Origin of the sequence: Capnocytophaga ochracea DSM 7271 (assembly GCF_000023285.1) — a bacterium.
Lineage (GTDB): Bacteria > Bacteroidota > Bacteroidia > Flavobacteriales > Flavobacteriaceae > Capnocytophaga > Capnocytophaga ochracea.
Window position 1 is genome coordinate 1,717,289 of record NC_013162.1, and the last position, 24,923, is coordinate 1,742,211.

The window sequence follows — 24,923 nt, forward strand, 5'->3', positions numbered from 1 at the left end:
ATGTGATTTGCGGCGAACTTATTATTTTTGCGCTTGCGAAACACAACTACTGATAGTATCAATTACTAAAAAACTATGACACAACCTACTATATCTAAGAATAAAACCTTTTACTGCATTGGACTCAGCTACCAGAAAGCTGATGCAACGATGCGTGGAATGTTTAGTCTTACCCCTGAAAACAAAGACCAATTGCTCTCCCAAGCTAAAAGTGAAGGCTTTGAGGAGCTATTGGTAATTTCTACTTGTAATCGTACGGAGCTCTATGGTTATGCCGAACACCCTTTTCAGCTGATACAACTGCTCTGTGAAAATTCTAATGGGTCGGTAGATGATTTTCAGAAAGTGGGTTATGTAACAAAGAACAAAGAGGCTGTGCATCATCTTTTTGAAGTAGGGACAGGTTTAGATAGCCAGATTCTTGGGGACTTTGAGATTATAGGGCAGATAAAACAAGCCTTTAATCTCTCGCGCGACAAAGGTCTCGCCAAAGCCTTTTTGGAGCGATTGATGAATTCTGTTATTAACGCCAGTAAGCGTATCAAGAACGAGACGGCGCTTTCTTCAGGGGCAGCCTCAGTATCGTTTACGGCGGTGCAGTATATTATGCAGAATATACCTGAGGTGTCGCAAAAGAATATTCTTCTATTTGGTGTAGGCAAGATAGGTCGCAATACGTGCGAAAACCTCATCAAGCACACTCAAAACGAACATATTACTCTTATCAATCGCACACGCGAGAAAGCAGAACAAATAGCGGGTAAGTTTAATGTAATAGTTAAAGATTTTAACGAGTTACGAAATGAAATTAGCAAAGCAGATGTACTCATAGTCGCCACAGGGGCTGCTACTCCTACGGTGTATAAAGATTTTATCAATCCGGCTCAACCGATACTCATTTTAGACCTTTCTATTCCTAAGAACGTGGAGGAACAAGTGGCAACACTCCCCAATGTAACCCTTTTGCATATGGACGAGCTTTCTAAGCGCAAAGACGAAGCCTTAGAGCGTAGAAAAGAAGCGATTCCACAGGCTTTGGAGATTGTAGAAGAGGTAAAAGAAGAGTTTTTCCAATGGTTAGACAACCGCAAGTTTGCGCCTACTATCAAAGCGTTAAAAGCGAAGCTTGAAAGCCTTAAAGAAGCTGAAATGGACTTCCAGCGAAAGAAAATCGAAAACTTTAACGAGCAACAAGCTGAAATGATAAGTAACCGCATCATTCAGAAGATAACTACACAATTTGTAAACCACTTGAAAGATACCTCGTCAGTAGATGAAAGTATCAGTTGGGTACAAGAGGTGTTTCAGTTAGAAGTATAAGACATCTAATAAGAAAAATAAAAAAGACTGCTAAACAGCAGTCTTTTTTATTTTTTAAGTATTCAGATAAGGATAATCAAAATTTATTTAGAAGACGGATTCGTTGTCAATAAGTTTTAAAACATTTAAGTATTTAGAGGAGCTGAGGTATTTTGCATCGTCGTAATAAGCAAAAATCATTGTTTTTTCTTTGATAGTTTCAATGACTTGTTTATATATATTTTCAGGCAATACAGGGCAACCTAAACTTCTGCCCATACGCCCCGTACGAGCTATGTAATTTTCATTGGCGTAATTGGCGGTATGGATAACTACTGCACGTTTGGCTAAGTTACTATTATAGCCTTTTTCATCGCCGTACAACATTAGGCTAAATCCTTTACTACCGATGTAAGTGGCACCTGTAATGTAAAAGCCTATACTACTTTTGTTAGATTCCATTGCATCTGAAAAAGAGGAGGACTTTATTTCTCCACTATTTCTACCGTGTGCTACATAGGTGTAATACACTATTTTCATCTTCTCTAAGTCGATGGTATAAAAGCGCTTAGAGCTACTATCTTTTGTAAAATCAATAATAGAGAAGAGGTCTTTTTCGTTTAAGCGGTGTTGCTTTCTGAGAGATTGATAGCCTATATAAGCGTAGCGAAAAGCTTCGAAGCTAAGGTCGTATTGGGCGGCGTTTAGCTCGTTATACAAATCTTTAATGTTAAGTTCGACTTTTTTTAAGGCTAATAGTTTTTCTTTGCTAAGATGGGAGTTTTGGGCGTGTACGAAATACAAAAAACTGCTTAATACAAAAATAAGGAATAAGAAAAAATACTTTTTGTTCATAGTGTTGTTGTTCGAAACATTTTTTAATTGTTAAATAAGAATTCATTGCGGGTGCAAAGGTAGTATATTTTTTTTTACGTTGTATCAGAAAGGTGACACTTTAACATTTATTTAACACGTTTGAATAATTTCCACAATGCCCATAAGAAGTAGCGTAATAGCCTTTGTGACGGTTGATAGCAGTGTTTTTCAGCCACACCATAATGCAATAATTGTACCAAATAATGCCAATAATGCCAAAAATACCAGAAATTAGAAAATGAGCAAATGAGCAAATGAGCAAATGGGTAGTGATAAAAAAGGTTTTTTGACGGGTCTGACTTGTTGGACAAATTGGACTGGTCTGAGTTATCGGAGGAAAACGAAAAATATAAAAAGTGAGTTGGGAGGATTTTTGGTGAAAAAAGGGTGTAAGGAGGGTGGGGTTAGCTTATAGAGAGCTTATAGGAAGCTTATACGAATCTTGGACGATTGGTATAGAAAGGGTATATAAATAGTTGATTCATAATATAATACAGCGATGCAAAAAATGGTAAAAACGGGGTTTCGAGGCGAAAGAAAAGGAATCCTCACCCCGTTCACATACTCTCCTATTCGGAGACTTCTCCCAAGGAGAGGGGGAGTGTAGTGGCGGAAAAGCGGAGGAAACCTCCCCCTTTACACATACCCAGCTATCGCTGGCTACCTTCAAAGGGAGAAATGTGGCGAGTCCTTTATTCGGTAAGCCCCCGAACCCCCGAAGGGGGACAAGCTGGAAAAGGAGACAAACCTCCCTCCTTACACATACTCCACTATAACGGGCTTCCTCGATGAGGGGGTGTGTGGTGACTGGGAAGCGAAAGAAACCTCCCCCTAGCCCCCTCCAAAGGGGGAATGTAGTGACGGAAAAGGGGAGAAATGACGAATGACAAGTGACGAATGACGAAGGCGGACTTCCGTTCAAAAAGGGAGATAACATCCCCCTACCCCCTTCAAAGGGGGAATGTAGTGACGGAAAAGGGGAGAAATGACGAAGGCGCAATAAAGATAAAGCGAAGACACAATGAAGATAAAGTGAAGGCGCAATGAAGATAAAGCGGGGGTAAGATGAAGGAGGAAAGAAGCTATTTTAGTGTGTTTGGGTATTTTTTCAGTATATCTTTTTTTGCTTTTCAATTTTATTCGTATCTTTGCACGCTAAGTCAGCAGTAAAGAACTCATTCTATCAAAAGATTACGAAAAATACTTGTCCGTTTCTTTCTTATAACCCTTGTGTTACTTGGGGTTACGGCTCTGCTTTTGACCTTACCCGCCACCCAAACCTTCATCGCTAAAAAGGTGGTGAACTACTTGAATGAAGATTTTGATATCGACCTGAATATAGAGCGCATACATCTGAAAATCAACGGTGATGTGGATATCAAGCGAGTGCTTATTCGCGACCACAAGCAAGATACGCTTATTTCGGCAAAGAAACTTACGACTTCTATTTTAGACTTTAAACAGCTGTTTGACGGTAATTTGTACTTTGGACACATAAAGGGTGATAGTCTCATTTTCAATATGAAAACCCATAAGGGTGATACTTTGTCTAACCTGGACGTGTTTGTAAACAAATTCGATTCGGGTGAACCCAGCACGAGCAAGTTTGTGATGAAGGCAAAAAGCATCAAGCTAAAAGACAGCTATTGCCGTATTTCGGACGAGAATAACGCTAACCCTTCTATCTTGAAAGTAGACCATCTGAACACTAAGCTAAATGACTTTAAAATCTTGGGTAGCAAAGTGTTTTTTGAGATGCAAGAAGGGAACTTCCGCTTTGATGACAAACTGAATGTTACCCACCTAAATACACAGTTCAGCTATACCGATAGCTTGATGCAAGCCAAGGATTTGCGACTGCAAACGGCATTGACGGACATTCAGGGTACTATAACGATGTTCTCTCACAACGGCAGTTTTGGCGATTTTGTGAACAAGGTAGTCTTTGACGTTAATCTGCCCAAAGCTACGGTAAACACTACCGATTTGAACGCTTTTTACAATGGTTTCAACGGAGGTAGAAACATTGTGTTAGAGGGCGTAACGATGAAAGGAACGCTGAACAACTTCACTATTCCGCAGGGAAAAATATCTTATCAGAACACGCTTATAGAGGGAGATTTAACTTTCCAAAATCTATTAGCAAAACACGCTAATATAGCCGTGATAGGCAAAGGTGTATATGCCGAGAGCATTTATAACGATTTGGCTTACTTAATGCCTAAGGATTTGGGTGAAAATATTCCAGCGGAACTACAAAGGTTAGGAATGTTTTCAGTAGAAGGTGATTTTGCTTACAGAACTACTTCGCTACAAGCCAATGTACTGCTGAAAACCAATGACGGCGAAGCACATATCGACGGCTCTTTGGAAGACCTTACCCATACCGATAAAACGGCTTTTAGAGGTACGCTCACTACGAATCAGTTTCATCTGGGCAAGATTTTAGACGACCCGACTATGGGTGCACTCACTGCCGATATGACAGTGCGCGGACAAGGATTGAACTTTAAAACTATGCAACTTTACGCCAATGGCACGGTTCATTCGGTGGGCTACAACGGTTATAACTACCAGCGTATAGGTATTAATGGGGAGTTTAGGAATCAGGTGTTTAACGGCAAAATAGACGCAAAAGACCCGAACCTTACGATGAACTTCAACGGACTTGCTGACCTATCGGGTAGAAACAACAAATTTGACTTTCAAGCGGATATTGCTATTGCCGATTTGCACGCTTTACACTTTATGGAAATGGACAGTGTATCGCAGTTCTGTGGTAAGGTAGTGATAGATATTTCGGGCAATCAGTTGGACGATATTGTGGGTAAAATATCATTTAAACACACCAATTACATCAATTCAGCAGGAAGTTTTACCTTTAAGGACTTCGAGGTCGTTTCAACCTTGAACAATGGAGTGAAAGAAATCACGATTAATTCGCCTGATATTGTGAGCGGGAATGTAAGAGGAAAATTCAAGTTAGCTGAGCTAAAAAAGGTAATGCAAAATGCGGTGGGAAGTATCTATGCCCAATACAACCCATATAAGATAGAGAAAAGCCAGTACGTAGACTTCCATTTTGATATTTACAACAAGATAGTAGAAGTGTTTGTGCCCAAAGTGAAGATAGGCAGAAACACTTTCATCAACGGGAATATAGATGCCGACAAAGGGAGTTTTAAGTTCCAAATGAAGTCGCCCAGCGTGAATGCATACGGCACTCAGATAGACAGTATCAGTCTTGAAATTGACAATAAAAACCCGCTGTACAATACTTATTTTGAAGTGAAGAAAGCCGATTTTGGGGTGTATGCCATTCAAGATTTTAACCTGATTAATACCACTATCAAAGATACGCTTTTCTTCCGTACTGAGTTTAAAGGGGGCGATACCGGCAGAGATACTTATGAGCTGAATTTTTACCATACTTTGAACAAGAAACAACAGTCGATTATAGGGATTAAGAAATCACTGATAAACTTCAAAGGCAATGCGTGGTATATCAACCGCGAGAATGCGATGAATGAGTACAACAAAATTGTGCTCAACCGCACTGCCGATACGATTAAGGTGAGCAACTTCAAGATGGCACACCAAAACCAATATATGAACCTCAGTGGGCTCATCACTACCAAAGATTATAAGAACCTGCACTTAGTTGCGCATAACGTAGCGATGGACAAGATAGTACCCGAAATCAAAGGGCTTAACCTCACGGGAACGCTCAATGGTAACGTGTCGCTTACTCAACGCGGGAACTTATATTACCCTTCGGCAGACCTTTTTATACGCTATTTTAAACTGAATGGCTATGACTATGGCGATTTGGAAGTGGGTATCTTTGGTAACAGTGATTTGTCGTCGTTTGATGTAGGGGCGTTTTTCTCTAACGGGCGGGCTCTTGGCTTTGCTACGAGAGGGAAAATTAACTTAGACAAGAAGCGGGGTACTTTGCTCGACCTTACGGCTTATTTTAGAGACTTTGAGCTCTCGCCTTTTAATCCGTTCTTGGAAGGAGTCTTCTACAACCTTAGAGGCACGATGTCGGGGCAAGTGAAGATAGACGGTAGCGTAACCGATCCACTGATGGACGGTGAACTCACCTTGCACAAAGCAGGTGTGGGGATTACGTACCTGAAACTCAATACTGATATTCAGGAAGGTGCACGGATAAAGGTAAACAACAAGACGTTTGATATAGACAACTGGCTACTGACCGATACCGCTTATAAAACACAAGCCAAACTGAATGGTTCGATTAGGCATAACAAACTATTAGATTGGTTTTTAGACCTGAGATTGCAAACACTTGGCAAGCGCTTTATGGTGCTCAACACCCCTTATACTGATGATGCGCTGTTCTACGGGACTGCCTTTATCAAAGGGAATGCGAGCATTAAAGGAGCTTTGGACGAAATTGCGATTAAGGTAAATGCGAAGACCGAAGAGGGTACGTCCTTCAAAATACCGCTCAGCGATAGTGAGAGTGTGGGCGATGACTCGTTTATCACTTTTGTAGAGAAGGGCGATAAAAAAGTAAAAATTAACCGAGAATTGGAGTCTATCAAGGGGTTAGAACTGAACTTTGAGCTTGATATCCTTCCTACTGCCGAAGTGGAAATTGTGATGGATAGAAAAACGGGTAGTAACCTTGTGGGGCGTGGGGCAGGTACGCTCCTTATTGAAATCAATACCAACGGCAAGTTCAATATGTGGGGGGACTTTATCACCTATTCGGGCTTTTATAATTTCAAGTACGAAAACATCATCGACAAGCGTTTTACGGTGCTCCCAGGGGGGTCTATTTCTTGGAGTGGCGACCCACTAAGGGCGACTTTGCGCGACTTGAAAGCGGCGTATACCCTCAGTGCGAACCCAAGTACGCTATTGGAAAGCAGTCAGTATAACCGGAAAATCAATACTCAGGTAATCATTAAGTTAGAAGGAGAATTGATGCGTCCTGAAACCTTGTTTGACATTACTTTCCCTGATAGTAGCCCGAGTTTGGTATCGGAGCTCAACTACAAACTTGAAGACCAAGACCGCAAGCAGTTACAAGCCTTTTCGCTCTTGGCACAGGGTTCGTTTATGAGCGAAAAGAATACCGATAACCGTTTGGTAGCTTATAACCTCTTTGAAACGGCAGCAGGCTTGTTTAACCAATTGCTCTCGGACGAAGACAACAAGCTGAACTTGGGAGTATCGTACGAAGCGGGGATTAACGACGGTTCGTCCGACATCAACAGCGACCGTTTGGGCTTTACAGTCTCTACCCAAATCACCGATTGGGCGAGTGTGAATGCCAAAGTGGGTATCCCTGTGGGAGGAGTGAGCCGTACGGCAGTGGCGGGTAACGTAGAGGTACAATTCCGCTTAAACACCGACGGTAGCCTCACAGCTAAAATATTCAACCGAGAAAACGAATGGCAACAGTATATGCTCGACCGTATAGGGTATGCCCAAGGGGTAGGACTGACCTATTCAGTAGATTTTAATACCTTTAAAGGGTTGATGCAAAAGATATTTAAAAAGGGAGGCAAAGTGATAGAACCCAAGACAGAGAAGTAAAAAATATATATCGCAATAAAACTTTGGAACAATAATTGCTATTAGACAGAGATTAAATCATTAAAAACACTAGAAATGAGAAGAATATTTATTGTAGCTTTTGCTTTATTTTTAGGCGTATTTCAGGCACATAGCCAGCAAGTAGACAAGGCAAAAAAGCTATTGGACGAAGTGTACAACAAGATGGTTGCTTACAATAATATCTATATAGATTTTAAGTATAACCTCGATAATATTGCTGAGAATATCAATCAGGAAACCAAAGGTAATGTAACCATTGCCAAAAACAAGTATTTGCTGAATTATCTGGGGGCTACTAAAATATACGACGGTCATAAGACCTATACCATAGTACCCGAGAATGAAGAAGTAACCATAGAGAAAAACACCAATGACGACAATGCTATTACTCCTTCAAAAATGCTTACCTTCTATAAGAAAGGTTATAAGTACAAGTGGGATATACAGCAAAATGTGCGCGGGCGCAAAATACAATATGTAGAGCTAAAACCGCAGAAAGCTAATACTGATGTAAAGCAGATTCTGTTGGGGATAGATATACAAACTAAACACATCTACAACCTTATTGAAATAGGAAAGAACGGTACTAAAACCACTATCACAGTGAATACTTTTAAAACAAACCAGCCTATTTCGAACAATATCTTTAAATTCGACCGCGAGAAGTACAAAAAAGACGGCTATACTATCAGTGAATTATAGATGAAGATATTAGACCGCTACATTATCACTCAGTTCCTTACTAACTTTTTAGGAGCACTCTCTATACTTGTTCTTATCTTTGTATTCCACACAATCTTTACATACATTGATGAGCTAGCGGGGCGTGGTTTGGAGTTATGGATTATATTCAAGTTTCTAATCTATTTTATTCCGCAACTTATCCCTATCATTATGCCCTTGGCAGTGGTAATAGCCTCTATTATGACCTTTGGGGCATTTGCCGAAAACTATGAGTTTGCTGCGATGAAAGCCTCAGGTATTTCGCTAATGCGCGTAATGCGTCCGCTGATTATACTGATGGCATTACTGAGTTTAGGCACTTTCTTTTTAGCCAATAATGTAATTCCAGTAGCTTATCGCGAGGTGTATACCCTTAGATCGAACATTGCCAAAGTGAAACCTGCTATGGCTATAGCCGAAGGTGTATTCTCTAACATAGGGGAGGATATAAGCATAAAAGTAGGAAAAAAAAGAGGTGATAATGACGAGTTTTTAGAGAATGTGCTTATTCACAAAAAGACTCCCGATAAAGTAAATCGCACTGTAATCAATGCCAAGCGAGGAGAACTCAAGAGTTCTAAGACTAATAGCAACTTCTTACAGCTTATTTTGGAAGACGGGACTTATTACGAGGATATTAAAACCAACTCTTATGAAGCCCAACAAAAAGAACCTTTTGCCAAGGTATACTTTAAAAAATACATCATCAATCTTGACCTTTCGCATTTGAACAATGTAGATTTTAACGAGAAAACCGATGCTACTACCTATCGTATGATGAATGTAGGACAGCTTAATTACGCTATCGACTCACTCCGCACCGATTTCAAGCAGAATATTACTGACTATGGTAATAATATGTTTCGCCGTACAGGTTTCTCAGTAGCTCCTTCTACATCTCTTTCTTCCGAAGTTAAAAAACAAGAGAAACCTAAACCTGCTAAGGAGATTACTTCGGTGAGAGAGCTCTTTAACAAACTGAACAACACACAAAAATCAATGGTACTTGATATGGCTATCAATACCAACCAAGCTCAGTTAGACAATGTGGAGTTCCGGCAAAGCGACCTTGAATATCGCTATAAGCTAATGAACTTACACATTTTAAATCTCAGCGATAAGTTTGCTCTTACGGTAGCTTGTTTTGTGCTCTTTTTCGTAGCGGCACCTTTAGGAGCTTTCATTCGCAAAGGAGGGATTGGAATGCCTTTGGTAATAGCAATGATACTGTTCTTAGCTTATTATTTTATAGGAATGTTTATGAAAAATATAGCTGAGAACAACACAATTAACCCAGCCTTAGCACCGTGGATACCCGCTTTGATACTTCTGCCTTTGGGTATTTATCTCACTACAAGGGTTACTACTGATAAAGAAGTGTTCAATTTCCCTATTACCAATAAACTAATGCGATTTGTAGAAGGCAAAGTGAAAGAAATAAAAGGGAAAATTAAAAAGAACAAGTAAAAATCGATAATATCTAATTATAAGTTCATCAATGGATATTCAGAGGATTGAGTATCCATTGATTTTTTATAATATCACAATACCGAAAAAAAATGATAAAACCAATCATCAGAGGTAAAGCTAGCGATAAGTTAGGTATGAGAGTAGAGAAAGAGCTATATTATTTAGATGTAATATAAATTAATATCCGTTTTCTACTTTTCTTTTGGTATATTACTCATATAGTGTACTTTTGTCGCATATTTCACTAATTAAATTACTCGACATATGGAGACAGAAATTTTAGCACGGGTGCAGTTCGCACTGACGATTGCTTTCCATTACATCTATCCGCCTTTAAGTATAGGGCTTGGACTACTAATGGTAGCCTTTAAAGGTATCTACCTACGCACTGGTAAAAAAGAGTACGACACGCTCGCCCGCTTCTGGACGCGCATCTTTTCACTTACCTTTGGCTTAGGAGTCGCTACAGGGATTGTAATGGAATTTGAATTTGGTACCAACTGGGCTACCTATTCGCGTTATGTAGGTGATATCTTCGGTAGTGCTTTGGCGGCTGAGGGTGTTTTTGCTTTCGCTTTAGAGAGTACCTGCCTTGGTATTGTACTTTTCGGTTGGAACAAAGTAAAGCCTATATGGCACTTCTTGGCTACCCTTGGGGTGTTCTTAGGTTCTATGTGTTCTGCTATCTGGATAGTAATAGCCAACAGCTGGCAACAAACCCCCGCAGGTTATGTAATTGCAGGTGAAGGTATGCAAGCCAAAGCCGTAATCACCGACTTTTGGGCGATGGTGTTCAATCCTTCGAGCATAGACCGTATATGGCACGTGTGGCAAGGAGCTTTCTTGGCTGGTATCTTCTTGGTATTGAGCGTTCACGCTTGGTATTTACTCAAAGGGCGCCACGTAGAAATCTCTAAAAAAGCCTTTAAAGTAACTCTTATCATCGGTACCATTGTGTGCTTGTTGCAATTGGTTTCAGGACACAGCTCAGCTGATGGTGTAGCTAAAAACCAGCCTGAGAAATTAGCTGCTATGGAAGGGCACTTCAAAACAGGCTCTGGCGATGCTTACATTATTGGTTGGGTAGATAAAAAGAATGAGGAAACTCACGGGTTGAGTATTCCTAAGGGGCTTTCGTATATGGTGCATTTTGACGGCGATGCTCCTGTAACAGGTCTTGACCAATATCCAGTGGAAGACCGTCCAGGACAAGTGAATGCTGTATTCCAATTCTATCATATAATGGTAGCTATTGGTATGTTTCTCATCGCACTCACTCTCTACGCTTCTTTCCTATTGTGGAGAGGCAAATTATACAACAAACGTTGGCTCTTGCACATTTTCGTATGGAGTGTACTATTGCCACAAATAGGTAATCAAGTAGGTTGGTTTGCAGCCGAAATGGGTCGCCAGCCTTGGATAGTGTACAAACTCTTGCGCACGAGCGAAGCCCTTTCTAAATCGGTATCGGCTAACCAAATACTCTTTGCGATTATCTTATTTACTGTTATTTATATCATCCTCTTCGCTCTATTCATCTACTTGATGAACAAGAAAATCGTTCACGGTATAGATGAACACGAAACTCAAGAACAATTACAAACAGCATAACATTATACAGATATGGAAACATTTTTAGGAATCGACTACCCTACGTGGTGGTTCATCATTATAGGATTTTTGATTACAGGCTATGCTATTTTAGACGGCTTTGACTTCGGCGCTGGAGCGTGGCATTTGTTCTTCGATAAGAAAAAAGAACGCCGTGTAGCTCTAAACGCTATCGGACCAGTATGGGACGGTAATGAAGCGTGGTTAGTAATTGGGGGAGCAGGTATTTTCGCTGGTTTCCCACTAATGTATGCCGAATTGTTTTCGGCTATGAACACGCCTTTTATGCTTTTCCTCACCTTTATTATTTTTAGAGCGGTAGCTATTGAGGTACGCGGCAAAGAGGACAGCGACCGTTGGCGCAACACTTGGGATACCGTATATAGCGTGTGTAGCATCGTATTGCCTGTGCTCTTAGGCGTGGTAATAGCCAATGTACTACAAGGGCTTCCGTTAGACGAGAACTTTCAGTACACCGGAGGAGCGCTTTTTACTTTCCTTACCCCTTATGCATTACTTGTAGGTGTAATGACACTCTTGCTCTTTATGGTACACGGAGGTTTGTATTTGCTTCTCAAAACTCACGGAGATATGCACCACCGCATCGAGAAACGCATTAACTATGCATACCTCGGCTTTTTGGTAGTGTTTACAGCAGTAGCGATTTACAGTATGCTCACTCCTCATTTAGCTGAAAATATTGCTAATAACACTGCACTGAAAGTATTCCCTGCGTTATTGCTCCTCAGCATCTTAAGCGTAGCTTTCTTTATGAAGAAAAAAGACTATAAAAAGGCTTTTGTGGGTACTATTCTCACCATCGTTTTCTTTATGGTGGTAGCAGCACTGAATTTGCACCCTACTTTCTTGAGAACTACTTTAGAAACAGGCAATAGCATTACCGTATACAACGCAGCAGCTTCTCAAAAATCATTAAAGATTATGCTCACTATTACTGCGATAGGGGCGCCGTTATTGCTTCTCTACACTTATTTCGCCTACAAAGTATTCTGGGGCAAAGTAGAGATTGATGAAAACAGTTATTAATACAAGCCTTATAGGCGCTATAAAATAAGAAAGAGAGAAAAGGTTTTAAAACTTTTTCTCTCTTTTATTTTGGTAGGTAAAAAATAATTCGTACTTTTGCGCCCGATTTAAACCATTATTAAATAACAAAGCTATGTATGCAATTGTAGAGATAGCAGGGCAACAATTTAAAGTTAGCAAAGACCAAAAAGTGTTTGTTCACCGTTTGCCTAATCAAGAGGGAGAGAAAGTAGCGTTTAATAACGTACTCCTTTTAGATAACAACGGAACCATCACCGTAGGCGCCCCAGCTATAAATGGAGCTTCCGTAGAAGCAAAGGTTTTGAAACATTTGAAAGGTGACAAAGTGCTCGTGTTCAAAAAGAAAAGACGTAAAGGTTACAAAGTTAAGAACGGACACCGTCAGTTCCTTACGCAAATTGTAATTGAGAACATCGTTGCAAGTGGTGCTAAAACTACCCAAGCAAAACCTAAGACAGAAAAAGCTCCTGTTAAGTCAGCAAAAGCTGATGATTTGAAAAAGATAGAAGGTATTGGGCCTAAAGCAGCAGAAGCCTTAGTAGCAGCAGGGGTAGACACCTTTGCTAAATTAGCTAAGAAATCAGTTGAAGAAATCAAAACCATTCTATCAGAAACAAGTTCAACCTTGGCACACTTAGACCCTCAAACTTGGGCAGCTCAAGCTCAATTAGCCGCTGACGGCAAATGGGACGAACTTAAAAAATGGCAAGACGAGTTGAACGGTGGTATCGTAAAATAATTGTTAAACCTAAAAATCTAAGAAAAAATGGCTCACAAAAAAGGTGTCGGTAGTTCTAAGAACGGTAGAGAATCTCACTCTAAACGCTTAGGTGTTAAAATTTTCGGTGGTCAAGTTGCCATCGCAGGAAACATTATTGTTAGACAACGCGGAACTCAACACAATGCTGGCGAGAATGTGTATATTGGTAAAGACCATACTTTGCACGCTAAAATCGATGGTATTGTTAAGTTCGAAAAGAAGAGAGATAACAAATCATTTGTTTCTGTTATTCCATTAGAATCATAATAAAGTTTTTTAATGTTACAACAAAAAAAGCCTTTGGAACTCCAAAGGCTTTTTTTGTAAATAATACCATCTTATTCTACTATAATAGTGTATTTAGGGTCTATATTAGTACGCGGGTCAAAAACAAAATCAAATAAAGCTGCATAATCTTTCTTACCTTGTTTTCATCTTCTGATTAACTTTGTTTTTCCTTCGTTTTATTTCCCTCAAAATTAGTGTTTTCTCACCATTTTTAACTATTCATTACCAACTACTTATACACCCTTTCTATACCAATCTTCCAAGATTCGTATAAGCTTCCTATAAGCTCTCTATAAGCTAAGCACACCCTCCTAATAACCTTTTTCATCAAAATTGCATTCCAGCCTCTTCTGAAATCTTCCGTTTCCTTTTGAATTTTCCGATCCTCCATCGTCCATCAGTATTTTTGGTATTATGTTAATGTCAGTTCGATATGTACAATATTGATTTACAATTGTATTTGTGTCATAATCTGTGAAATCTAGCAACGAAGTTGCCAATGCGTGCATATCACATTTGTCAATTATCAATTATCAATTGTCAATTGAAAAACTATCCGTGTAATCCGTGCGTAGTCTGCGAGCTGGCATAGCAGAGTATGTGTCTAAAGGAACTTGCTGCCTATTTGTTTGATTTTTTAAAGATTTGTAAGATTTCTGTAGCGTAAGCTACACTTTTCTTACATCGAACTCACATTATATTATTAAAAAAGGTCAGCAAAACTCTTCTTGCTGACCTTTTTCTTCTGTTTCTATTATCCTAATCTTTACTGTATCGTAATCGTATTGAGTTTGTTGTAACCTGTTTGAGCTTCCCATATGCCTTTGTTAGCCAAACGAATGCTGTATTCCGGACGATGAGCAAGACTTTGGTAAGGGTCTGGTAAATTCAAATAAATGTCATAAAGCCCCTTGGAAAGATGTTGAGGTAAAGTAATATCTGCTTTCACTTTCACAGTCTTACCTGCAAACCAACGTCGAGGGTCGTCATTGAGTTTAAATACTTGTTTTTCCGAAGTGCCTTTTCTCACTAAAACAATCTGCACATCACGACGATTATACGGCGAAGCAAAGCCCTCATTTTTGAGTTCAAGCTCTATTTGCAAACGTCCTCCAGGCACTGGGTTGCCCGTAAATTTACTGTAATTAAGTGCAAAACGATAGCCTAATTTTCTTTTCATATCGTCCATACACCTGTTTTTCCAACTATTAATAGTACCCTCGTGAAAGTCCATATTAATATAACTCCAATGGTACAAAGCCATTTCTCTTAAAGCATTGCTACATTCTGTAAAACTATTAGGCGAGGTGCAAGTCTCTCCGCCCATCACCACATACTGGGTCTCCCGCTCCATATACTTGCGGTAGTTTTCATTAGGATAAGTACCCATATTAGGAGCATCAGCTAAAAAGCAATCGTTATGGAAGCCTATGCGTGATAAGTCACTGCCATTATAAGCATTTCCCTCTGTAAGATTCGTATGCACATTGATGTTTTGGGTAAATATCTTTGCCATTGGGTAGCGCACACACACCATTCTGTCCTTAGGTAAAATGCTCAATTCTTTTGCTAATACTTTTCTGCGGGCTTCATAATCTCCTGCATTTTCTTTGGGTTCAAAGCCGTAATGATTGGTGTAATACCATTCGCCCCAAACACCCACAAAACCTGCTTCCCATACAGCTATGATATCAGCATTTTCACGAATTATTGGTGCCAATTGGTTAAGGTGTCTTTCCGTCCAATACCACGAGGTATCTCCTCTACCATTGTAATAATCACCTTGGTCTTTTGAATAAGCAAAGCGTAAAACTACCTTAGAGCCTCCTTCGCGAATGACTCGCATATTATTCCGAATCCGATTTAAAAAGTACTCCGGAATGTCTTTCTCCCGAAAGTTATTCATATAATAAATCGTGAGAATAAGACTTATCCCCTCCTGATTTCGCTTTTGTCTCACCCAATCTGCATTAAGTGTCCAATCACCTTCCCCTTGGTCTTGATGGGTTAAAAAACCTCTTTCAGGATTTAAAAACACCTCATTAGTACCTTCATATCTCACTGTCTGATTGAGAGAAGGAACTGCTGGGGGTGTAACGGGTGGTATAGGGGTGGTAGTAGACGTAGTAGTAGAGGTTTTGGTAGTAGGTGACTGTGTACCTCCTCCATTGTTAACGTCATCTTCTTTGCTTTGGCAAGAGATTATGGTGGTTAGTAAAACAAAAAATGTTAAAAGATATTTTTTCATAGGATTTTAAGTTTACAATGCATAATTTATTACTTAATCTTTACAAAATAAGGCAATCGCTCCAAAGGTACTTTTAGGGTGTATGCTTTGCCTCCTTTGTACTTTTTGCCTTGTTCATCCTGCCAAGTGCCTTTGGGGAGTTTTACCGTGCGAACATCGCTTTCGGTCATTACGGGTGCTACTAAATACTTATTGCCCAGCATATATTGGTCTTTGCAATTAGCAAACCCCTGATGAGGAAAAGCATATTCCATACTGCGTACAATAGGTTCTCCTGTTTGTGCCGATTTTTTAGCTTCGGTTATGATATAGTCGCCTAATTGTTCGTGCCATTTGGCGTATTTGATACAGATAGCCAAATTCTCTTTCGATAGAATGCGCCAAGGAGCTACTGAGAATTGCATCATAGGCATCATCGAATGTATTTGGCAAGAGCGCACTATGAGCTTCTGATTGAACTTAGTAGGGTCTACATTCAAGAAACTGCCGTATTCCCCTCCGCCTATCATATCGGGGCAAGCGAATGCATAACCGTTGAGTCCTGCGGCTATCATATCGGGGACTAAACGGGCTACACCGTCCCAAGAGTAACTCTTGTCCCCCAAACGCTGTACCAAAGCCTGTCCGCCCAATTTCCAGCAAGCGCGGAACTCGTTGTAAGGGAATTCTAAACCTAATTTACCCCAGAGATAGGTCTGTTCAGTATCGTAAGATTTTTGGTCGAAAACGTCTACATCTTCCGCCAAATAGCGCTCTGGGTCACCTGCATCAAACTTAAATCCATCGATGCCGTATTCTTTTTGTAGGTCTTTAAGCATATTCACAAAGTAGGCAAAGGCTTCGGGATTGCTGAGGTCATAGCAAGCGCTGAGCCCATTCCACCAATCGAGGATAGCAGGGGTGTCAGCTCCTTTTTTCTTCACTAAATAGCCTTTGTCGCGCAAAAAGCGGTATTCTTGGCTATCGGGTGATACAAATGGGCATACCCATACCATTACTTTGAAGCCCATTTGGTGGAGCTGGTTTATCATTTCCTTAGGTGTAGGAAACTTATCGGGGCGAAATTGCCATACGCCATAGTCTTTTTGCCAGTTGTCATCAATCATTATTACTCCCGTTGGCATTCCGTTGTCCAGAATGGCTTTGGCGTAGGCTAAAACGTCTTTTTCGTTCTGATTGTAAATAAGTTCTATCCAAGTGTTGTATTGTGGTTTGGTAAAGAACACTTCGGGGGGGATTACCCCTGAAGGTGGGAAATATTGTTTACTCACTGCCTGATAGGCACTTTTGAGGGTAGTACCTGCTGTGTGGCAACTCACCTCACCCCGTGAAGGAGTGATAAGTATCTTTCCGTTTTTAAATTGATAAGCAAAAGGAGCTCCTGAAGCGATATAACGCCCTTGATTAGAGTACAGAAAGGGCACTGATTGGTTGTTAAAATTCTCGGTGCGCAAGTTGTAAATACGCTCCGATGGTTGGTAAGGCATCTCTTTGCCTACGCCCGTAAAGCCACCCCACCATTGTTCATTGGGTAGTAGGGTGATTTCAGTGGGCTGTTGTGCACTCGCCCATAGCGAACTACACAAAGTAATAAAAGCAAATATTCTTTTCATTTGTATGTTTTTAGTCGTTAGTTATTAGTTCTTAGCCGTTAACTTTTTACTTCTTATCTCTTACCTCTTACCTGAAATAAATTCTGAGGGTGATACCCCAAATTGTTCTTTAAAAGCTCTTGTGAAATACGACGGACTATCGATTCCTACTTCGTAGCATACTTCACTGATGAGCTTATCGGTAGTTTTAAGCAGTTCGGCAGCTTTGTCTAAGCGTATTTTGCGAATGTAGTTTGCCAAGGTAAGCTCGGTAGCTTGTTTGGCAAAGCTGTACAACTTAGTGCGGTTCATACCGAGTTCAAGGCAGAGGTTATCTACCGAGAAATGTGGGTTTTGCATATTGGTCACTACCAAGTGAGTGAGCTTGTCTAACTGTTCTTGTTGTTTTTTATCAATCACCTTCTGACGGATATTCTCAATAGGAGCGTGTTGTTTGCTCTTGTTGAGCAAGTTGCGCACATTGGTTTTGAGCAGTTTCACATCAAAAGGTTTCGTAAGGTAGGCATCAGCTCCTAACTCAATTCCTTCTATTTGCGACTCTATTTGCGATTTTGCCGTGAGCAATATCACAGGAATAAAGCACGTTTGCAGGTTCTTTTTCAGGATAGCACAGAGCTCAAATCCGTCAATTTTAGGCATCATCACATCCGATATGACCAAATTAGGAAAATGCTGATTGCATTTCTCAATCGCTTGTTCGCCGTCGGAGGCGAGAATGATGTTGTACTCTTTGATAAAGATGTTTTTGAGTATCATCAGTACCTCGTGATTGTCGTCTACTAAAAGCAAGGTAGGTTTATCTTCTTGGGGCAAATTTAACATTTCGTCCTCTTCTTCGCCTATGTGTTCATACTCAACCGCATAGTCCGATAAGTATTCTTTCAGCTGAAAAGCACTGTCCTGTAACTTCTGTTCGGGCAATAAGTAACTATCGTCCATAGGAAAAGTGATAATCACTTCGGTACCTACATTGGGCTTACTGCTAATGATAATGCCTCCGCGATGCGCTTCAACTAATGATTTTACCAAAGAAAGCCCGATGCCCGAACCTACTCTTTTTTGTCCTTGTCTCTCTACACGGTGAAAGCGTTCAAAGATTTCGGATAAGGCATTCTTCTCCAACCCTATGCCTTCATCTTGCACTTTTACCACCAACTGTTTGCCTGGCAAGGTATGCGTAGTGTTCTCAAAGGCGTTCTTGTAGAGCGGTGTGAGCTCGCTCAAATTCTCTACCGAAATCGATAAGCGTATAGTGCTTCCCGCATTGGAGTACCTAATAGCATTGGAAAGAATATTCGAAAGTATCTTGCTAAAATACTTCTCATCTAACCACAACTTTACTTCTTGTTCAGGTAGTGTTAATTGCAAGGTTATAGCCACTTTGCTTGCCCACTCCTTAAACTCGTTGTAAATGGCTTGCACATAGCTGTTTGCCGAAATGTAATTGGCTTTTAGCTGAGGTGTATACACGTCCATACGGTGTATTTCAAGCAGTTCGTTTACCATATTACTGAGCTTACCCGTATTGCGTTTGAGGGTATGCACATACTTATTGGAAGGCATTTCCTCTTCCATTTCAGTTACTGCGTGGCTCATTAGGGTAAGTGGTGTACGGAACTCGTGTGAGACGTCTGTAAAGAACTGCATTTTCATCTGCATTAGCTCTTCTTTATGTCGCTCTTTTTCCTCTTGTACAGCTATGGTATGCTTCATTTGCGTCCATCGCATAAAGTACCTGAAACCTATGTACAGCAAGCCTGCAAGGGCAAGTGCATAGAGGGTGTATGCCCACCACGTAAGCCAAAAAGGAGGCTTGGAGACCACTGTAAGCTCGGTCTGCGCTCCGCTCCACTGTTGCCAATCGCCTACCTCTACTAATAGTTTGTAAGTACCATAAGGGAGCTTTTGGTAAGTAGCGTGTGGGGCAGGGGCATTCACAGCTATATAATGCCAATCAGTGTCGTAATCCTCTAATTTATAACGGTAGCGCAACCGCTGAGGGGCATTGTATGACAAAGTGGTGAAGTACACCGAAAAATCGTTGTTCGGGTACGCTATCGAAAGCGCATCGGTAAACTCTATACACGAATTGACTACCTTGCCGTTGTTTTCAAACCTGCTAAAATGTACTCTTAGGTGAGCTGACGAAAACATCTGCGCTTGTGGTTTGAAATAGTTAAAGCCGTGTGAGCCCCCAAAGTACAGATTCCCCTCAGCATCTTTGCAAGAGGAAGCCGTCCCGAAACTGTGTCCCTGCAAGCCATCGTTGTTGCTGAAAGCCGCAAAACGTTTTAGTTTTGTATCAAAGAAACTCAAGTAAAAGCCTCCACACCACACATTGCCAAAAGCATCTACTTCCACACTTTCAATATCGTTAGAGGTTGCCCCTTCTTCTATGCCGTAATGTTCGGCAGTATAAGTGAGTTTGCCATTAGCGTTATCAGTGAGAACCACCTTGTTGAGTCCGCTACCCATAGTGCCTATCCAATAAGTATCTTTGTCTTTATCAATTGCCCAAAGATAATTACTACTTAGGCTGTGCGGGGTTTTAGCGTCGGCAACGTATTTGAGCACACGCACTACCTCGCCTTTGGCATTGAGTTGCAATCTGTTTAAGCCCATTACCGAGGTTATCACCAGTTCGTTCTTAGCTTTATCCACATATATTTTGTGGAGCTTGTTAGTAGATAACCTACGAGGTTCAGGCGTTGTTTCGGTAAAGGTGTAGACGTTTTGCCATTGTCCTTTTTGCTCTTCAAAGCACTCCAATCCTGAATAGGTAGTAATCCACAAACGGTGAAAGGTATCGAGCTTGATATCAAATATATAATCGTTGCACTGTGTTGCAAACGAACCGATAATGCGTCGGCTTTGCTTGTCTATCACCCATACCCGTTCGCGAACCGATACGTACAAGTGTGCTTTATCGCTCTGAATACTCGTAACGTTAGGCGAAAGCTCAGGAGCATTGCAATAATGCTCGTCTAACTGCTGGCTCTGGGTGTGAAACCTAATCACTCCGCCGAACTTATTGCCTATATACACATAGCCATCGGGGTCGTAGTGCATCGTGCTTACAAACTCCGAACCCACTTTGCTCTGCGGTTTTATCCATACCGTCTTGAAAAACGCATCGCGCGTACTGCTGTACGATACGCCATTAGACCAAGCCGATACCCACAAATTGCTCTCCTTGTCTAAGAACACACTGTTGATATGATTGCTTGCCGAATACGGATTCAAAGGCGAGTGACTGTGTTCTTTCAGCAGAGAAAGACTGTTTTTATCCAACTGAAAGATACTTTCTTCATTCACTACCCACACGTATTGCCCGCTCAGTGTAAGAGAAAGCAAATGTTTGTTCAGCTCAAATTCCTTTTTAGCAACTATCGCATACGTGTTATCGGGCTTACAGGCGTACTTCACTAAGCTATCTCGGTAAATCACCCACAAGTAGCCATCGGCATAGAGCATCTTTACGATACCCGAACCTATGTTGTTCACCTTTTCAGGTAGGGCTTTTAGTCTGCCCTTGTCAGGAACGTAAGCCGATAACCAAGGGAACCCCGAAAGCCACACTTCTCCTTTTTCACTCACTGCTATTTGCGGATTGAGTTGCGAAGTAGTGAGTTGTGAGGCAGAGCCAATAGGCAATGTTTTTAGTGTAAGTGCCTTCTCGCGCTGATTCCATACTACTTTAGCACGCCTAATTTGGTTTTCGCTCAAAAGCCAAAGTTCATTGTTTGTGCCTTTTTGTAAGAGTTTTACTTTGGTATAGAAAGCCAAATCAAGAGGGTCATCGATTTTGAAATTGACAAACTGTTTGAGCCGAATATCAAAACAAGCTACTCCTGCTTCGGTAGCTACCCAAAGGTAACGCCCCATAGGTTGCAAGCTGTACACACGGTTGTAGTACACCGAGTTGATAGGGTCTTGCTCGTACTTGTAGGCATCAAGGGTATAGCCATCGAAACGGTTCAGCCCTCTGTGGGTGCCTAACCAAATAAAGCCCAACGAATCCTGAGCAATGCAAGTAACGTTGTCGTGCAACAGACCTTCATTGCGCGTAAGATGGTGGAAAAGAAAAGTTTCTTGCGCTTGAATTCTCACCACCAACTCTTCTGTGAAAGCGATAGGAAAGAGAAAATACCACAACAGCAGGATTCGCAGGAGCTTTATCGTTCTGTTCATTTGTCAAAAATTCATTTAGAGGGCAAAGATATAAAATCCTTATCAAAAGCTCAAAATACCCAAATCTAAAAACTGATAAGTAACCTTCATTTCTTCATCTTAGATTCGCCTTACCTTCATCGTAGATTCGTCTTTTGTTCGTCATTCCTTCGTCTTTTGTTCGTTGTAGAGCCACTGTAGAGCCACTGTAGACCCACTGTAGAGCCACTCTTCGTTCACCTTTCCTTCGTCTTTTCTTTACCCTATTCGTACAGATTACACCTCATCACTATCCTATGGGGTCACCGTAATTTTGATAGTGCGGTATTCAGTGTTGTACTTGTACTCGTCAGCACTTACAGTTCCTACATCAGTTTTATAGCCGTCTTTTGAATAGCTTTTAAAACCACTGCTACTGCCCACTACCACTACCTCATAAGTACCTGCTTTGTCATACGTATGAGTGTATTTGGTTACCCCAGAATCATCGGTAATGGTAATACCTTTTCCTGTATCGAAAGCCTTATAGTCAATAGCTCCAAAGTTAGCCGATTCAACAAAATAATCGCCTATATAGCCAATGCCAGCACCCACGGTAGTAAACAGAATCTGAATATAAGAAAGCGTTGCCATTTTTTGTTTTACAGCACTTTCCCACGCTGAAATGGTACGACCAATATCAAAAGTGTAATCGGTATACTCAGTTTTGGGTTCTACAAATAAATCCCAAACGGTTTCTTTTTTGAAAGTGACTGCTGTTTCTCCTTCAGCAATTCCTCCTAAGAATATCACGATAGGGAACTTTGTTTCTTCGGGGTGTTCGCTTTGGTCGTTAGTACTTTTCAAAGTAGTTGTCGCAAACTTCATTCGTAAAGTCATCTTCTTGTTACTTCCTACTTTGGTGTTTACATTAAGGCGCAAAGCTTCATACCACCAGTTAGGGTGTTTGGCATTCACTTTCACTACATTTTTACCTATGGTAGCATCGGTTACTACTTCGGCTTGACTGCCAACTAAGTTGTCACCGCTATTGGCGTTGCGCACTTCAAAAGCGCCATTAGCTAAAGTAGTGCTCCCTACTTGTGTAGAAGTAAAGTCTACTTTGTAAGGTTTCACATCAGGGTCGGTAGGGCGATAGTTTTTACCTTGTAATTCCTCAGAAGTCTTCCCTTTGAGTACATTGTCTATACTCTTTTGGTAATCGTGCCCTTCATCACCGGTGTAGATAGCCAAGGCATTTACATTGTGATGAATAGTAAAAGTTACAGGGTCGCCTACCTTCACTTGGGTTTTATCAGCTGTTACTGATAGGTCTACGTCTTCAGGTTTATCCTTAGTACAAGCACCCAAAGCCGTGAGTAGCAAACTGCTAATGAGTAATATATGTGTTTTCATTTTAGTATCCAGGATTTTGAGTTAAATTCTTATTTGCGTCCAATTCGCTAAGCGGAATAGGTAACAATTGGTGATAAGGGCGAACATTCTCAGGCGCAGCAGGTGCTGGAATACGGCGTTCCTCCCCACTGATAAAGGGATTGTTGATACGCCAGTTTTGGAAAGCTTGTACCAGAATGCCACGGCGTACGAGGTCACACCAGCGGTCGGTGGTTTCTCCTACAAGCTCGCGAGCCCGTTCATTTAAGATTTCAGTGCGGAAAGCGGTATAATCATCGCTGTAATGTTTAGCTGTCCACATAGCAGTACCTGCATAGTCATAACCATAAGAGGAGGTTTTCCAATCGGGTACTACGGTGTTTACATCGTTGATATGGGTTTTATCCAAATCACGAGGCAATACATCGCGGTGTACGATGCGTCCGCCTGCTTTGTTAGAGATACGAGCGCGTTTGCGCACTAAATTCACCGCATCGTAAGCACTTTGTACGTTGGTGCCATTCATTGTTAAAGAAGACGAGGGTGTGTAAGCCCCAGGTGAATGGTTTACCTCGTTATAAGCCTCTGCATAGATGAGGAGTACATCAGCAAAGCGAAGTAACGGTTCATCCATACCAAAGTTTTTGTAGTTATACGAAGAGGTATCAGCTAATGGGAAACGGCGGAACTTACCGATACTCCACATTACCCAGTTGTTGTTTTCGGTAGCCTTACTAAGAGGTTGGTCTACACGGGTATCTTTGTAAATATTGTAGTCCCAACCCCATAACTTACCATTGTCGAGCACTTGCACACGTGGGCAGTTCCACAACCGGCGAATAGAGTCGGAGGGTTCATAAATCATACGGTGGTAATCGGAACTGGAGATGTTATCCCACGAACCTCCTAAGTTTTCATTACCTCTCATTCCGTAAAGCATTCCTGTGAGGGTACCGGTATCGTCGCCTGTAAGACCTTGTACGCACCAAATAACTTCTTTTGGAGCTTCGCTTATTTTGGTTTTAGCGTTGAATACATCAGGATAGTATTCTACTAATTGGTAGCGACCGCCTTGTATGACCTCTTTGGCATAGTTCATTGCTTTGGTGTAGTTTTCAGTAGCCGAACCAAGCACTTCACGTCCGTCGCGTTGCGCTACTGAAGCGAGCCATAAGTGTACTTTAGCCAAGAAACCGCGACAAGCATCTTTGGTAATACGTCCGTATTGGTAACCATTGCCTGTATCGCCTTTTTCGGCTACGTGAGCCATCGAGTAAGTAAAGTCGGCAATGATTTGCTCAAACACTTGCTTTTGTGGGGTACGAGGCACTTTGAGGTCGTTGAGTGATTTGGTTTCTTTCACAACCAAAGGCACATCGCCAAACCAACGCACCAAATCGAAGTACAAGTAAGCGCGCACACCACGAGCTTCGGCTACATAGCGTTCCCAGTTATTGATGCGACCTTGGTGTTCGGTTACATTATCGATTACCGAGTTGCAGTTCTTAATAGCTACATAATGTTGTTGCCACATTTGGGTAATATAATCGTTGTCTGACCCAAACTTGTAGTTACGCAAGCCTCCCCCTTCGTCCCAATCGGCACGTTTGGCAAGGTCGGTACTGATTTGTTTGGTGCCGTGTCCTGTAACATACACATCAGTGAGGTAACGGTAAGTCCCGTTCATCGCTTGGCGAGCATCCAATTCATTTTCATAGAAAAATTGAGATGTAGGGGTGCTCTTGGGGGTTTCTTCCAAGAACTTGCCACAACTGCTCAATCCGAGGCTCGCCCCTATTACTATAATGGTGGTAATATGTAATTTCATAAT

General features: G+C 41.2%; 16 protein-coding genes. 10 read left to right on the forward strand and 6 right to left on the reverse strand.

The annotated features are described in order from the left end of the window. Positions 1–75 precede the first annotated feature (75 nt). Complete coding sequence (gene hemA, locus COCH_RS07310) at positions 76–1,320, forward strand: glutamyl-tRNA reductase (RefSeq protein ID WP_015782577.1); 1,245 nt, start codon at positions 76–78, stop codon at positions 1,318–1,320. Positions 1,321–1,407: 87 nt separating this feature from the next. Here the strand turns inward: hemA and COCH_RS07315 are convergent, their stop codons facing one another. Beyond that, the gene (locus tag COCH_RS07315) at positions 1,408–2,154 is read right to left on the reverse strand and encodes a murein L,D-transpeptidase catalytic domain family protein (protein WP_015782578.1); all 747 of its coding nucleotides are present in this window, start codon (positions 2,152–2,154) and stop codon (positions 1,408–1,410) included. 283 nt (positions 2,155–2,437) lie between these two features. On the opposite strand from COCH_RS07315, the gene COCH_RS12535 reads away from it, so the two are divergent. The 9 genes from COCH_RS12535 (at position 2,438) to rpmA (ending at position 13,666) form a co-directional block, all read left to right on the forward strand. Beyond that, positions 2,438–2,590 carry a hypothetical protein gene (locus COCH_RS12535; RefSeq protein WP_041546774.1) on the forward strand — a complete coding sequence of 51 codons (153 nt, stop codon included), beginning with the start codon at positions 2,438–2,440 and terminating at the stop codon, positions 2,588–2,590. Between the two features lie 263 nt (positions 2,591–2,853). Beyond that, a complete protein-coding gene (locus COCH_RS12675; RefSeq protein WP_316897945.1) occupies positions 2,854–2,967 on the forward strand; it encodes a phosphinothricin acetyltransferase in 114 nt (37 codons plus the stop codon). A 438-nt stretch (positions 2,968–3,405) separates the two neighbouring features. Continuing rightward, positions 3,406–7,746, forward strand: a complete 4,341-nt coding sequence (locus COCH_RS07325) for a translocation/assembly module TamB domain-containing protein (RefSeq protein ID WP_015782581.1) — start codon at positions 3,406–3,408, stop codon at positions 7,744–7,746. A gap of 75 nt (positions 7,747–7,821) precedes the next feature. Further along, positions 7,822–8,469 carry a LolA family protein gene (locus COCH_RS07330; RefSeq protein WP_015782582.1) on the forward strand — a complete coding sequence of 216 codons (648 nt, stop codon included), beginning with the start codon at positions 7,822–7,824 and terminating at the stop codon, positions 8,467–8,469. Beyond that, positions 8,470–9,957 (forward strand): LptF/LptG family permease, encoded by a 1,488-nt coding sequence (locus tag COCH_RS07335; protein ID WP_015782583.1) that lies wholly within the window; start codon positions 8,470–8,472, stop codon positions 9,955–9,957. It begins immediately after the preceding gene. A gap of 267 nt (positions 9,958–10,224) precedes the next feature. Beyond that, positions 10,225–11,571: a cytochrome ubiquinol oxidase subunit I gene (locus tag COCH_RS07340; RefSeq protein WP_009418633.1), complete on the forward strand. Its 1,347-nt coding sequence runs from the start codon at positions 10,225–10,227 to the stop codon at positions 11,569–11,571. Between the two features lie 12 nt (positions 11,572–11,583). Then, positions 11,584–12,618 (forward strand): cytochrome d ubiquinol oxidase subunit II, encoded by a 1,035-nt coding sequence (gene cydB / locus COCH_RS07345; RefSeq protein ID WP_009751643.1) that lies wholly within the window; start codon positions 11,584–11,586, stop codon positions 12,616–12,618. A 133-nt stretch (positions 12,619–12,751) separates the two neighbouring features. Then, positions 12,752–13,378 (forward strand): 50S ribosomal protein L21, encoded by a 627-nt coding sequence (rplU, locus tag COCH_RS07350; RefSeq protein ID WP_015782584.1) that lies wholly within the window; start codon positions 12,752–12,754, stop codon positions 13,376–13,378. A gap of 27 nt (positions 13,379–13,405) precedes the next feature. Then, positions 13,406–13,666, forward strand: a complete 261-nt coding sequence (rpmA, locus tag COCH_RS07355) for a 50S ribosomal protein L27 (protein WP_002670844.1) — start codon at positions 13,406–13,408, stop codon at positions 13,664–13,666. Between the two features lie 787 nt (positions 13,667–14,453). Here rpmA and COCH_RS07360 read toward each other — a convergent pair. From COCH_RS07360 to COCH_RS07380, 5 genes are all read right to left on the reverse strand, one after another. Then, positions 14,454–15,935: a DUF4832 domain-containing protein gene (locus COCH_RS07360; RefSeq protein WP_015782586.1), complete on the reverse strand. Its 1,482-nt coding sequence runs from the start codon at positions 15,933–15,935 to the stop codon at positions 14,454–14,456. A gap of 29 nt (positions 15,936–15,964) precedes the next feature. Continuing rightward, complete coding sequence (locus COCH_RS07365) at positions 15,965–17,548, reverse strand: glycoside hydrolase family 31 protein (RefSeq protein ID WP_015782587.1); 1,584 nt, start codon at positions 17,546–17,548, stop codon at positions 15,965–15,967. 60 nt (positions 17,549–17,608) lie between these two features. Next, on the reverse strand, positions 17,609–21,739 hold the full coding sequence (locus COCH_RS07370) for a hybrid sensor histidine kinase/response regulator transcription factor (protein ID WP_015782588.1): 4,131 nt from the start codon (positions 21,737–21,739) through the stop codon (positions 17,609–17,611). A gap of 273 nt (positions 21,740–22,012) precedes the next feature. Continuing rightward, on the reverse strand, positions 22,013–23,113 hold the full coding sequence (locus tag COCH_RS07375; RefSeq protein WP_015782589.1) for a DUF5017 domain-containing protein: 1,101 nt from the start codon (positions 23,111–23,113) through the stop codon (positions 22,013–22,015). 1 nt (position 23,114) lies between these two features. Beyond that, positions 23,115–24,920 carry a RagB/SusD family nutrient uptake outer membrane protein gene (locus COCH_RS07380; RefSeq protein ID WP_015782590.1) on the reverse strand — a complete coding sequence of 602 codons (1,806 nt, stop codon included), beginning with the start codon at positions 24,918–24,920 and terminating at the stop codon, positions 23,115–23,117. Positions 24,921–24,923 lie beyond the last annotated feature (3 nt).